This is a genomic window from Nostoc sp. (genome assembly GCF_036917775.1).
Lineage (GTDB): Bacteria > Cyanobacteriota > Cyanobacteriia > Cyanobacteriales > Nostocaceae > Nostoc.
In genome coordinates this window covers 25,643-38,664 of record NZ_JBALEQ010000024.1, presented here as the reverse complement: position 1 = coordinate 38,664, position 13,022 = coordinate 25,643, and the positions used below count along the sequence as shown (strand labels likewise).

The 13,022-nt window shown below is 41.7% G+C and carries 10 protein-coding genes; 3 read left to right on the top strand and 7 right to left on the bottom strand.

The annotated features are described in order from the left end of the window. Positions 1-20 precede the first annotated feature (20 nt). Entirely contained in the window at positions 21-704 is a 684-nt protein-coding gene (locus V7K69_RS04005; protein WP_335031624.1) for a class I SAM-dependent methyltransferase, read from the top strand. Positions 705-750: 46 nt separating this feature from the next. Here V7K69_RS04005 and V7K69_RS04000 read toward each other — a convergent pair whose 3' ends face one another. Further along, complete coding sequence (locus V7K69_RS04000; RefSeq protein ID WP_335031622.1) at positions 751-4,326, bottom strand: NB-ARC domain-containing protein; 3,576 nt, start codon at positions 4,324-4,326, stop codon at positions 751-753. A 441-nt stretch (positions 4,327-4,767) separates the two neighbouring features. Between V7K69_RS04000 and V7K69_RS03995 the strand changes: the two genes are divergently transcribed. After that, entirely contained in the window at positions 4,768-4,947 is a 180-nt protein-coding gene (locus V7K69_RS03995) for a CopG family transcriptional regulator (protein WP_179073760.1), read from the top strand. 442 nt (positions 4,948-5,389) lie between these two features. On the opposite strand, the gene V7K69_RS03990 is transcribed toward V7K69_RS03995, so the two are convergent. Together V7K69_RS03990 and pruA are read right to left on the bottom strand one after the other, a co-directional pair. Continuing rightward, positions 5,390-5,536 carry a ribbon-helix-helix protein, CopG family gene (locus V7K69_RS03990; protein WP_114083081.1) on the bottom strand — a complete coding sequence of 49 codons (147 nt, stop codon included), beginning with the start codon at positions 5,534-5,536 and terminating at the stop codon, positions 5,390-5,392. A 378-nt stretch (positions 5,537-5,914) separates the two neighbouring features. Next, positions 5,915-8,884 carry an L-glutamate gamma-semialdehyde dehydrogenase gene (gene pruA, locus V7K69_RS03985; protein WP_335031619.1) on the bottom strand — a complete coding sequence of 990 codons (2,970 nt, stop codon included), beginning with the start codon at positions 8,882-8,884 and terminating at the stop codon, positions 5,915-5,917. A 291-nt stretch (positions 8,885-9,175) separates the two neighbouring features. Here pruA and V7K69_RS03980 point away from each other — a divergent pair, with 291 nt between their 5' ends. Continuing rightward, complete coding sequence (locus V7K69_RS03980; RefSeq protein ID WP_335031617.1) at positions 9,176-9,826, top strand: HD domain-containing protein; 651 nt, start codon at positions 9,176-9,178, stop codon at positions 9,824-9,826. 154 nt (positions 9,827-9,980) lie between these two features. Here V7K69_RS03980 and V7K69_RS03975 read toward each other — a convergent pair whose 3' ends face one another. The 4 genes from V7K69_RS03975 to V7K69_RS03960 form a co-directional block, all read right to left on the bottom strand. After that, positions 9,981-10,706 (bottom strand): HEAT repeat domain-containing protein, encoded by a 726-nt coding sequence (locus tag V7K69_RS03975; protein WP_335031615.1) that lies wholly within the window; start codon positions 10,704-10,706, stop codon positions 9,981-9,983. A gap of 170 nt (positions 10,707-10,876) precedes the next feature. Further along, positions 10,877-11,722, bottom strand: coding sequence for a HEAT repeat domain-containing protein (locus V7K69_RS03970; protein WP_335031613.1), 846 nt, complete (start codon positions 11,720-11,722; stop codon positions 10,877-10,879). Then, positions 11,722-11,976, bottom strand: coding sequence for a phycobilisome linker polypeptide (locus V7K69_RS03965; RefSeq protein WP_190935383.1), 255 nt, complete (start codon positions 11,974-11,976; stop codon positions 11,722-11,724). The genes V7K69_RS03970 and V7K69_RS03965 overlap by 1 nt, the downstream gene beginning before the upstream one ends. A 75-nt stretch (positions 11,977-12,051) precedes the next feature. Next, positions 12,052-12,921: a phycobilisome linker polypeptide gene (locus V7K69_RS03960; protein WP_335031609.1), complete on the bottom strand. Its 870-nt coding sequence runs from the start codon at positions 12,919-12,921 to the stop codon at positions 12,052-12,054. Between the last annotated feature and the right edge of the window lie 101 nt (positions 12,922-13,022).

Here is a 13,022-nt window from a genome sequence, read left to right as displayed (position 1 = left end):
TAAATCTTAGGATCAAAGTTATGAGAATTAAGTTTGAGAACATCCTTATCTGGGGACGTTCTACTGAGGAATACATCAAAATGTTTGGTCTAACTGTTGAAGATATCAAGCTGAAAATTATTGACTGTGCAGGTGGACCTGCAAGCTTTAATGTTGAGATAACCCGTCGAGGAGGCAATGTTGTTTCTTGCGATCCCATTTACAAATTAAGTAAGAGTGAGATTACTCAACGCATCCAAGAAGCTAACCGTGAAGTCATGAATGCGGTGCAAGGAAATCCAGATAATTTTGTTTGGCAGGATATTCAATCGCCAAGCCAGTTACTAAACATTAGAAGATCCGCGATGCAGGAATTCATTGAAGACTTTACTTTAGGAATTCAGGAGAAACGTTATGTTATAGGTGAGCTACCTACTTTACCATTTGCTGATCGGCAATTTGATTTAGCCTTGTGTTCTCATTTCTTATTTATCTATTCTGAACACCTATCTGAAGAGTTCCATCTCGCTTCTATTGCAGAAATGTGTCGAGTTGCTATAGAGACACGCATTTTTCCACTGGTAGACACGTCTGGGAAACAATCTCCATTTTTGCTGCCAGTCATCAACCAACTCATCAAGCAGGGATATAAAGTAGAAATTAGACAAGCATCCTATGAATTTCAGAAGACTGGAAACAAATTCTTGCGTCTATCAAAAAGCTAAGTCTTGAAAAAAGTTATTTAGTTTTTTCTATGATCATCCAGGCTTTTCAGCTTACAACTTTAGGATTGTCTTCTCCATGAATAACTGCTCCTAAAGCTTTCAGTGAGGCTCTCTGAGCTTCCGTTATACCTGTAATGCCAGTGACGTTCATACCTTGATAGGGTCTATCATTCCTCAAAATTTTTAGACACTCTCCAGTCTTCACATCCCATATTCTAATAGTATCATCTTGGCTACTACTAGCCAGGGTTTGATCGTGGGCACTGAAGGCAAGTGACCAAACCCACTTGGTATGTCCTGACAAACTTTTGAGGCATTGTCCACTACTAATATCCCATAACTTCACCATTTGATCGCCACTCCCACTTGCTAGAAGGCGTCCATCTGCACTAAAGCTAACTGAGTAGACAGAACTGGTATGACCTTGTAGAGTTTTAAGGTGTTTACCTGTTCTCACGTCCCACAATTTCACTGTTTGATCACTACTGCCACTCGCTAGAAACTGCCCATCTGCACTAAAGCTGACTGACCACAGCCAATCAGTATGTCCTTGGAGGGATTGAAGGCATTGACCAGTGTTGACATCCCATAACTTTACTATTTGGTCATGACAACCACTAGCTAATATCTGACCGTCTGGGCTGAAGGCGATAGACCAAACCCGATGGCTTTGTCTATTCAAGGTATTAAGGCATTGCCCCGTACTAGTGTCCCATAGCTTTATTGTGCGATCGTCGCTGCTACTTGCCAGAATCAGACCATTTGGGCTGAAGGAAACAGCTAATATCCGGTTACTGTGCCCATTTAAGGTCGTGAAACATTGTCCAGTATTAGTATCCCACAATTTCACCGTTTGGTCTTCACTACCACTAGCCAAAATTCGACCATCTGGACTAAGGGAAACTGATGTTACTCGATTATTGTGTCCTCGCAAAGTTTGAAGACATTTACCGATGCTAGCATCCCAAAGCCTGACAATTTTGTTAGATCCACTGCTAGCCAGGGTATAACCATCTGGGCTGAAGGCAACAGACCAAACCCCATCACAATAACCCTGAAAAATCCTAATACAACTCCCAGTACTGACATCCCATAGCATAACTTTTTGGTCATCACCGCCACTAGCCAGAATGTAGCTGTCTTTGTCAGAACTTAGTGCAACTGTCCATATTCGGCTGCTATGTCCTTTCAAAGTTCTAATGCATTTACCTGTGGCAACATCCCACACTCTCACCGTTTGATCATCACTGCCGCTAGCAATAATGTGTCCATCCAGACTGAAGGTAACAGAATGTACTGAGTCAGTATGACCTTGCAGCGTTAAATAGCATTGTCCTGTGTCAACATTCCATAGCTTGACTGTGTGATCGTGACTAGCGCTAGCCAAAATATGACCATCTGCACTGAAACTAACGGAATGGACTCGATTGGTATGTCCCTGTAATATTTTGATACATTTACCAGTGTTGATATCCCATAGGTTAAGGGTGTGATTGTCGTTTCCAGTTACCACTGTGTAACCATCGGGGCTGAAGGCGATTGACCATACACTATAATCATCTACTGATAAGGTGTTAAAACACAGACCTGTATCGGTATTCCAAAACTTCACAGTTTTATCTTCACTGCTACTCGCCAGTATGTGGCCATTCGTGCTAAAAGCGATAGATTGGATACCACTGCTATGCCCTTGCAAATTTGCAACACACTGACCAGTACTAACATTCCATAGTTTCACTGTTTGATCGTCACTACCGCTAGCAATAATATCTCCATCAGGACTGAAGGTAACTGAGCGAACCCAACCAGCGTGTCCCCTACAAGTGAGCATCTGTTGTCCATCTACAACTTGGTACAGACGAATCTCATTATTAGTATCACCTGTAGCTAGAAGTTTCCCATTGGGGCTAAAGGCTACCGAAAAAATACCACCGAGGGTTTCAACAAAAACACACTTAGCTAGATCGGCGTGAACAAAATTTACATTGTGCAAATTCATACTCCGCATATCTGCTTGCCAAACAGTCAGATAAGAAAAATCATAGCCACTTAAATCTGTTTCTAAATGACAAAGCAGATTCAAAATATTGCCAGCTGTATAGCCTGGTTCTAGCGGCGATGTTTCTCGGAGTTTTGTAAGAATTTGAGTTAATTGATTTTCAATGTTCCTTTTACTTCTTAAAGCATTAAGCAAACCATCTATAACTGGTTTGATGATGAGACGAACTTGAGTATCTTTAACATAGTCTTTACCCGTTGCCTTCATCAGAGCATGACATCTGAATAAATCAATCTTCTGAGTGACAATCTCTTCACAGACCTGTTCTATCAAGCTACTAGTCACATACTCCATGACTACAGGCTGGAGGGTAAAAAGTGATCCAGTTTTTTCAATGAGCTTAGGCGTAGCTTTCTCGATTAGCGATCGCCTGCCTAAAGATTCTAGAGCCTCTAGTAATTTTGCTTGTGGTACTGGTGATACAATATCTTCTCGCAACTCTGAGAGTGTAACCGACTCACGATTAATCGCTAGCCAGTACATAATATGTTTTTCTATATCTGACAAGCGGTCAAACTGCTGCTCTAAAATATCGCGAATGTCGCCAAAAACAGACATATCTTGCTGCAAAAAGGCAGTCACATTACCATCAAAGATATCTTGAACGGTTGTAGCAACTATCTTCAAAGCTAGTGGATTACCTGCATAGCGCTCAATCATTACTTTCCATTCATCCTGTGCTGCCGATAATCCTTTGAGTTTCAAGATTTCTTGCCCTTCTGCCATCTTCAAACCACTCAGTAGGAATGAGCGAACAGGTAGTGTTTGTCCTTCCAGTAATGCCACTTCTTTCGGTTTTTCACGACTAGTCAGCACTAAGCAGCTTTGGTGAGTTGCTTCTCCTATCCGTCTTAAAAGCTCACCGTATTCTTCATATCCTTCTCGATAAAGTCCGGCGCGGCTACCACTGCGGAGAATTGACTCTGCATTATCAAGGATCAGCAAACAGCGATGATTTTGCAAATAGTAGAGGAGTCTTGAGACCCGATCGCTAAAGCTTTCTGGTAAGTTATCTTCTGTTTCCTGCTCGTCAGAGAAAAATTGGAGCAGGTTACTGAGAATAATTTTAACAGGTGGGGCTTCTCGTAGCGATCGCCAGATCACATACTCAAAGTTTTCCTGCATCTGTTGAGCAAGCTTTACAGACAGCGTTGTTTTCCCAATACCTCCTATTCCTAATAGTGCGACCAATGCACAGTGTTCATTGAGAATCCATTGCTCTAGGGTGCTAAGTTCTTCTGTACGTCCATAAAAAGCTGAGTTAAAGATAGCTTCTCCCCAATCTAGACGATTAGTTGACCTTAAATAGTCACTTTTATCTATTTTTAAATTGAAAGCTGAAAAAAGCTTTTCAATAGTCTGCTTATCAACCCCTCCTTCCCGATTCAAGACTTTCGAGATGGTAGCAGAATATAACCCAGAGCGGGCACTCATTTCTTCGAGAGTATACCTGTTTCCAAAATTTTCCTTTGCTTCTGACTGATGTTTTGCTTCCTTAATTTTTTGTAAACCCTTGGTAGTAAGTGCAACGCCACGCTTTCGTCTCCAGTTCTGTAAAGTCATGTATTAACTCACGTTTGGGTAATCGCCTTTAACTAAAAGGAATTATCTACTAAGTTGCTATAGATATGAGGTGATAGCTATCACAAAGGAACAATTTCATCTTGCAGAGAATCTCAAAGAGTTGTATGTCCAAAATGCTTACTCATGTCAGCCATCTTTAGGAATCTAATTGTTTCGGTAATTTAACACAACTTATTTAACATAAAATCTGGACTGTGGATCGTTGCTGATACAAGGTCTTCAGTCAAAAGCTTCTTGCACCAACCGCAATAGTTGATTTATTCCGTATGATACTAGTAATTTAATACCTTCTATTTTCAGTAATGTGTTTGGGGCTTAACGCTTAAGTTCAATCTCAAAATCTTGATTTTCACTGGTAAAGACGTTTCAAAATTGGCAAGCTTGATAAGGAAAGTTTGTATATATCTAGCCTATCAATCAATGAATAAAACTGCTGCACTTAAATTTCCCCATTTGGCAACCTCCAGCAAGAAAAAGGCGCTTAAGCGAATTACCTTAAACTTGACATTAGATGAAGCTCAGAATCTTGAAAAGTATTGTGAACAAACAGGCAAACCAGCAATAGACGTGATTCGTGAACTGATTGAAGCCTTACCTTGACCTGTCAAATCCCTGTCCAGAAAAATCATGACTATAGTCGAAGGTGTTGTAGATTTGGACAAAGGTTTTCAGTTTACTCTGACAAGAGTAATTCAAAAGCGGTAATCATAAAATTAAACACTTCCAACTGGATATTTGCTACTTTCTTTGCTGTTGTTTGTTGCGAAAATACTAAAAAACAAGGGTTAGAAATTATTTTTTGATGGAAGTGACGACAGACTAAAATAGTCGCCGAACCGTATAAACAGTTTCTCAGCCCTCATTTTGTAACTAAATATAGTTTCACGTCATCTTGTTTTCGGCGTGCTGCGCTCGTTTATGGCGAGCGTAGCACGCCTTTACTCAGTTTTTACTTGCCTCTCAATCTTTACCAAAAATTACCCAAGTTCTAATATTTATATCTTGAGAATCAACTAAAGTGAAATGGTTAACAAATCTACTTTTATTTCGTCTGTGGTAAGGCTCGAATGAGTTCTCTAATCACATCTGTCGCTGGTCTGCCTGTCTGTTCACAATATTTTTCGAGGTTTTTGGCTTCATTTGATGCCAGGTTTATAGTGATTCGCTTGACCGCCCATTTTTTGTTCATGCTAAAACTGATAAATCGTATACTCATAGCTTCAAACCCTGATTTTACCTTTCCAGATGGAAAGTAAGCTGTTAAGCATATAAGAAAGCACATTGAGATCGTAGGGCGCAGGGGGCAGGGAGCAAGGGAGAGGGTTTGCAGCTTTTACTACCATGAAAATGATGCAATTTAAATGACGATTAGCTGAACCTAATTTTGGGATGTGCTGGGATACCTTTTTAAGGATGTAGGACTTACGCAAAACTACATATTGTAGAGGCAATTCATGAATTGCCTCTACCTGGAAATCTTTCTATTTGCGTAAGTTCTAGGATAATTAGGGCAGATTCAGCTTGAACCCAAACCTATTGGAATATATGCCCTTACTACTTTTGTAGTTTAATCTGCACCTTCAATTGGTGCAAAACCTTGGCGCTGAATATTTTCTGTTACCGCGCGTGGTTCTAGGAATTGCAGTAGGTAATCAGGGCCTCCAGCTTTAGAACCGACTCCAGAGAGTTTGAATCCACCAAAGGGTTGCCGGCCAACGATCGCTCCGGTAATATTGCGGTTGATGTACAAATTCCCAACTTCAAACTCTGTCTGCGCCTGCTGAATGTGCGAAGGTGTTCGAGAATAAAGTCCGCCAGTTAAGGCGTAGTTTGTCCCGTTGGCGACTGCTAACGCTTCCTGGAAATCTTTTACCCGAATTACCGCCAGCACAGGGCCAAAAATTTCTTGCTGGGAAATTACCGCATTTGGCGATACTTCACTAAAAATTACAGGGCCGATAAAATATCCTTGTTCGGGTGCTGGTAATTCCAAGGCTAATTGTGCTTCTGCCTTACCCTTCTCAATATACTCGCGGATGCGATCGCGGGCATTGGCATCAATCACTGGCCCCACTTGGGTACTTGGTAACTCTGCTTCCCCAATGTTCAAGGATTTTGTGGCTTCTACCAATCGCTGCACAAAGGCTTCATAAATTGGTTCCAGCACAATCACTCTGGAAGCCGCAGAACATTTTTGTCCACTGTAACCAAATGCCGATTGTACTACTCCTACAACTGCTTGGTCTAAATCAGCACTTTCATCAACAATGATGGCATTTTTGCCGCCCATTTCAGCAATCACCCGTTTCATGTGCTTTTGTCCAGGTTTCAATATTGCGGCTTCTGCGTAAATTCTACAACCAACTTCTTGAGAACCAGTAAAAGCAATTACATGAGTATCTGGATGATTTACCAAATAAGCACCAACTTGCGAACCCTTGCCAGGTACGTATTGAAATACACCTTTAGGAAAACCAGCATCTATCAAAATTTCTGTGAGTTTAGCTGCAATCACAGAAGATGTTTCCGCAGGTTTAAGAAGAGTACAATTCCCTGAAACTAAGGCTGCAACAGTCATTCCACAAGCGATCGCTAGGGGGAAATTCCAGGGAGAAATTACTACAACAATCCCCCGTGGATGGTAGATATAACGGTTAGTTTCCCCAGCAAGGTCATAATTAACACCTTTGTCTAGCCTTTCTATTTCATCAGCGTAGTACCTACAAAAGTCGATCGCTTCCGAAACCTCTCCATCAGCTTCCTTAACTGGTTTCCCAACTTCCAAAACTATCCAAGCTGAAAGTTCGGCGCGGCGGAGTTCCATCAAATCACCCGCTTTCCGCAAAATATCAGCGCGTTGTTTCGCAGGTGTTTTCCTCCACCCAGGAAATGCGGCTTTGGCTGCTTGCATGGCTTGTTCAGCCTGTTCAACACTAATCAAGCCTACTTTACCAACTACTTCACTGAAATTAGAAGGATTGAGAGAATCAACAAATTCCGGCGGATTCACATATTCCCCATTAATCAACGGCAAATAAGTTTTACCCAATTGTTGACGAACACTTTGGAAAGCTTGCGCCGCTTTCGTTCTGATCTCTTCCACCGCATAATCGGTATCAGCTGCACCAATGAAATGAGAGTTAGGAGTTAAAGATTTTTCTTCTTTGACAATTGGCGGCGCTAATAACTCTTCAATTGGTCTATTTTCGAGGTTTTGGCGTAAAAATGAACTATTAGCTGTATTTTCTAACAATCGGCGAATTAAATACGCCATTCCCGGCAACAATTCACCGTAGGGACAGTAAACTCTGACTCGATAACCTTTATCAACCAACGCCTTGGCAACTTTATCACCCATACCGTAGAGGACTTGTAATTCAAAGCGGCGGCGAGGGACATTTAAACTTTCAGCTATGGCAATGGCGCGAGAGTGCGATCGCACATTATGGCTACCAATGGCAGAATACACATATTGATGATTTTCTAGCAATAACTGAGTGATGGTTTCAAAGTTAGCATCAGTTGCCGCTTTGTCGTTGTAAACTGGCTGTTTCCAATGTTTCTGGGCTGCTTTGATAGTTTCTTGATCCCAATATGCGCCTTTCACCAAGCGGATTGTCAGAGGATAACCACGTTCTTTCAACCAAGAAATTACGTCTTTGGCATCTTGTTCGCTATCACGCAGATATGCTTGAATTGTCATGCCAATATCTGTGCGTTGCCGAAATTCTTCTTCTAGTAAGAGTTTTTTCAGGATGCTGAGAGTTATATCCTTATAAGCATACTGTTCCATATCAAAATGCACAGCTGCACCCAACTCTTTAGCACGACGTAAAAGAGTCCGAATGCGATCACTAACTCTCTCCTCACTACCTTTAGCATCTAATGGGTCAAATTGAGAATAAAACGCCGTTAATTTCACAGAAACCTGAACTTTGGGTATCGCTTCGCCATCAGCCTCATCAATAGCCGGGATAGCTGCCCAATTCTTTGATGCTTCTACCAATTGTTGCATTAATTCTAGATAGCGTTCTAGATAAGACTGCGCTTCGGCTTCGGTAATCACCGCTTCACCAAGTAAATCAATGGTGAAAGCCATTTTTTCTTTTCGCAGTCGTTCAACTGTTTTGATGACTTGTTTAATATTTTCCCCAGAAATATATTTATGGGCAAGAGTCTCAACAGCTGTACCAACGGTTGTCGCAGCAACTTGTCCTGGCATCGAATCAGGGTTGGCAAAGTTTAACATTCCCTTCAAAGCTGCCGGTAATTCTACAGATTCATCTCCTAAATATTCTTGTAAATGTGAGGCAATTTCTGATTTACTGTGTAAAGCAGGTAGGGTATCTATAAAGCGAAATAGTTGCACCCGCAACCCAGGATTACTCATCGCCCAAGCTAGTAATTTATCATCCCAACGCATTTGATCCCGCAGGGAAGAAAAAAACGAACGATTTTCCTGCGTTGCGGCTAGAAGTTGTTTAGCAATTTCTTGGGTTTTAGCTTCGTAGGTGCTTGTTTGTACTTGTAATACCACTGATAATAAACTCCGTAAATCAAGGCAAGGCTTTTTGTACAAAGCCTGTGTCTTCTATTTTGACGCTTTCATTTAGCTGTCACCATATTTAATGGTTTGCCAAGTTGCAATTTAAGTCTGACAGCAGGAAAATTCTAAGTAGTAGCTTTTAAGGAGCAGAATTTTGATAAACACGGATAATTGGGCAGAAAAGAAGGATTTTCCAGCTTTTTCTCTTATTGCATCTTCCCTCTGTCGTTTGAACAAGATGTACTTATCTTTTCCAATACTAAGAATGGGTATACTCACTCTATGCCTACAGAAAACTTTATGGATATTTTATTTTCTAACTGGCAACATACACTCCAATCTTTTGGTGTTGACCAGATCGCGGCTGAAAAAGCCTTTAATTCGTTGGTTGCAGCTTACTCTACCCCTAGTCGCTATTACCATACACTAAAACACATCGCTCGCGTTCTTAGCACAATTCAGATTTTACAAGGTTACACCAACAACCTAGCTGCTGTTCAGCTAGCAGCCTGGTTTCATGATGTAGTGTATGACACTGAAGCTAAAGATAATGAAGAACGAAGTGCCGACTATGCTTTTGAGTTGCTGAATACTTTAGATATTCCAGAAAGTACTATAAATACTGTTATGCGTCTCATTTTGAATACTAAAGACCACCAAGCTGCGGTGAATGACTCTGATAGCAAAGTCTTAATTGACGCAGATTTAGCGATTTTGGCTGCTCACTCAGTGGAATATGAAGAATACACCCATGCTATTCGCCAGGAATATGGCTGGCTTCCAGAGAAGGACTATATCACGGGTCGTCAGAAAGTTTTAGAACGGTTTTTACTGCGATCGCATATCTATTTTACGCCTTTAATGTTAGAGTTCGCCGAACCCTCTGCCCGTGGCAATATCCAGGCAGAAATTCAGTCTTTATTGTCTTATTAATTTTACACCACAGCCCATACCAAAGATTTGGGTCTTGGGAATCAGGACTCCTACCCTTGGAGGGGATGTAAGACCAAAAAAACTACGGAGTTTTTGAGGCTGTTCCCAATAAATTGGGAAGCTCAGACTTCATCTGTAGGCAAGTCTGAGTATTTCACCGTCTACCACCACCACGATGAGGCACTTCAACTTCAGTATCTTGTAACTTTCTTTTTGGTGCAAATACTTCTTGATGTTGTTGCTGCTGAATTTTTTGCTGTGCAAACTTGACACGGGTGCGAACTCCAAGATCGGCATCTGTATCCAGCATTTGCTGAAGTTGATTTGTAATCCGTGACGCTTGATCGGGTAAAGTAACTGCTATAGCAATGGCTAATGTTTCTAAACTCGTCACTGCTGCATAACGGACTACCCATTCTGGATCTTGAGAAATTAATAATAGCGCCTCTAATACCTCAGTCTGAACAGATTCTACTTTCTCTGGTGGTACTTGATGCCAGCGCAAAGTGCCTAATCCTCTAGCAGCTGCCCGCCTCACACTTAAAGAAAAATCGGTTTTTGCGGCCTCTAACAAGGTATCTAGTGCCCGAACATCGCCAATTCCCGCTAAGGCACGAAGCGCCCAAGCTCTAGCACCATAGTTATAATCATCAATTAGTTCCAATAGTGGCGATACTGCGGCTTCCCCGATCGCAATTAGTCCATCTACCGCCGCCACCGCCGCTCCTGGATTGTTGTAGCCCAAAGCTGCAATTAGAGTCGGAACAGATTCCTCTATACCGGCTGCTGCTAACTCTTGAACTGCGTCTACTAAGCGCTCGGACGAATCTGCTTCTTGTACAGCACGGATCAATATTTGGGCAAGTTCGCTGTTATTCATAACAATTTTTCATGAGTAATTAGCCGTCAGCCAATTGTAGCTGAAGTTATCCGTAGTTTACATCATACATAAACCCCCTAACCCTGATTTTGTAGTTGGGTTGGGGGTTATTTGTGATAAACATTTCTTTTGTAAAGTATTAATAACAACTTACTCTCTACAATTTATGACTACAATAGCGAGTCCATCAAATTAATCACTTTAATCGCATCTTCTGACAAAGTGGTTGGTGTTGTGTGATTGACTTGATATTCTAGTAATCCTTTGAGGGAAATGAGTTTCAGGCTATTTTCAGCAAGAGTCTGTGCGATCGCATCTGCTGCGGGTGGATATCCAATGGCTCCCAAATCTGCTAACACTGCTCGACGCAATTGCAATCTCTCACCCGCCAAAGCCTTTACCAACCGTTCTCCATAAGCTGGTTCTTGGGTTAATTGATACATCGCTCGTGCGGCGGCATATTGCACCAATTCAATTGGATGCTCTAAAAATGGTTTTACCAAAGAGGTGAATTCAGTCGCCCTCAAGGTTCCCAAAGCTTCTAAAATGGCCTCGTAAGGTTGAGATAAATCAGGTTGCTGTGAGACAAGCTGCTCTCCCTGTAACCCTGCTGCTAATAGCTTGATCAGGGCGGGAATACAAACCGGATCACCTAGCATTTCTAAAGATTGTGCTGCTGCTTCCCGCACATAAAAATCTGAGCAATCTAAACACGTAATTAAAGGTGAGACTGCCTGGCGATCGCCTAGTTTTCCCAAGGCTCTAGCTGCGTTCCGCCTTAGAGGATATCCGCCTTCTGGTGTTCTGTCGGCTTCATCCTCTAAAGCTTTGATCAGTCCTGTAACCGCAGCTGGTTCACCTATGCGAAACCTACCCAACCACCAGGCAGCATAAAATCGCAAGCCTAAATCTTCACTTTCTAGATTTGCGATCGCTTGTTCTACTGTTAAAGATCCACCATCGGCATTATCACCTGTCGCGGATAAATCTTCAAATTTCTGTGGACTGGAATTCATTAGGAAGAAGGGTGATCGCTTTGTTCGCTATTTGTCGTTTCAGCGTTTAATGGCTGAATACTAACTATTTTGCCACCTAAGCGAGTAATTCGCTGCATTTCTTGATTCATCCGGTTTTCAGGCACTGTGAAAAATACACTGGCACTAGAGCGAATCGGATAGTTGTTTTTTTGGGTTTCTTCGCTTTGGCGCAAACCTACTACTTCATATCGGAAGGAGCGATTACTATTTCTACTACTAATTTGTCCAACCATAAATCACTTCCAAATTTCAAATTTTAAGTTTTCAATAGTCATTAATCAATGACTAATGACTATTGACAAATGACACTAAAGTGGTTTCACACTAGCTATTTTACCACCTTGTTTTACCACTCTCTGGAAGTAACTAGATAGTTCTTCATAAGGTATTACCACCGCTTGATTGACACGGCGTGTGCTAGGATAACCGGCACCAAAAACACCTGCTACTTCAATGCGGTAGAGTCTGCCTTCTTTACCAAATGTTCCCGCACCACCAAAAGTACTGTTGGGTGTAACGCCTTTTTCGGAAGCAACGTATGAAAAACCCGAAGGGCCACCAGATGGAGGAACAACAACAGATGCACTATTGCGACCTAGTTCAGCAGCAAGGCGAGAGGATTTGCCTTTGAGTTGGGAAGTATCGCTACTGGCATAGCCGCGATAAAGTTGGAATATCCGGCTGAATCCTACAGTTTTCTGTCCTGTTTGGGTGTTAAAGCCGCGATAGTAAGGAACTATATTTTCACCAAAGCTAGATTGATACTCTGGCGAATCAATATAAGAATCGATGTCGGCTTCATATCCCTTGTTTTGGTACAAGTCCAAGTGATAGACCACTTCAGACTCATCATAAGGGGCACGACCCAACAAATGTTTATAGTTCAGTTCGATAACGCGAGTTTGGAAATTGTCGTAGAAAAATTTGGATTTGTACAGTTCTGATTTGGCAACTTGACGCACAAACTCTTGTACTGTATTTTTTCCATCGCGCAGGATAGATTCAGCACTTGTAAGCCGATCAGATGCCAATATATAGTTGTTGCCCAACACCTGACGATAGACGGCAGCGATTACTCTCTCTATATCTTCTTTACTTGCATTGGGACGCAATTCTACAGGAGATTGGTCGCTAAAAGGTTCCGTTCCTAGACGGGACGCTGCTGTTGTAATAGCCATTGGTAATTTTCCTTTTGTAATTAGTAAGTTGGAAAAATTAGGAGCTAGGAGTCAAGAGTTAACAGTTAAGGGTAGAGGTATAGTTAGGAATTTAAAACTCA

Bases quoted from the DNA above. Each gene is read 5' to 3' on its own strand.
- V7K69_RS03960 (WP_335031609.1), bottom strand. From the start codon at position 12,921: ATGGCTATTACAACAGCAGCGTCCCGTCTAGGAACGGAACCTTTTAGC.
- V7K69_RS03965 (WP_190935383.1), bottom strand. From the start codon at position 11,976: ATGGTTGGACAAATTAGTAGTAGAAATAGTAATCGCTCCTTCCGATAT.
- V7K69_RS03990 (WP_114083081.1), bottom strand. From the start codon at position 5,536: ATGAACAAAAAATGGGCGGTCAAGCGAATCACTATAAACCTGGCATCA.
- V7K69_RS03980 (WP_335031617.1), top strand. From the start codon at position 9,176: ATGCCTACAGAAAACTTTATGGATATTTTATTTTCTAACTGGCAACAT.
- V7K69_RS03995 (WP_179073760.1), top strand. From the start codon at position 4,768: ATGAATAAAACTGCTGCACTTAAATTTCCCCATTTGGCAACCTCCAGC.
- V7K69_RS03975 (WP_335031615.1), bottom strand. From the start codon at position 10,706: ATGAATAACAGCGAACTTGCCCAAATATTGATCCGTGCTGTACAAGAA.
- V7K69_RS03970 (WP_335031613.1), bottom strand. From the start codon at position 11,722: ATGAATTCCAGTCCACAGAAATTTGAAGATTTATCCGCGACAGGTGAT.
- V7K69_RS04000 (WP_335031622.1), bottom strand. From the start codon at position 4,326: ATGACTTTACAGAACTGGAGACGAAAGCGTGGCGTTGCACTTACTACC.
- V7K69_RS04005 (WP_335031624.1), top strand. From the start codon at position 21: ATGAGAATTAAGTTTGAGAACATCCTTATCTGGGGACGTTCTACTGAG.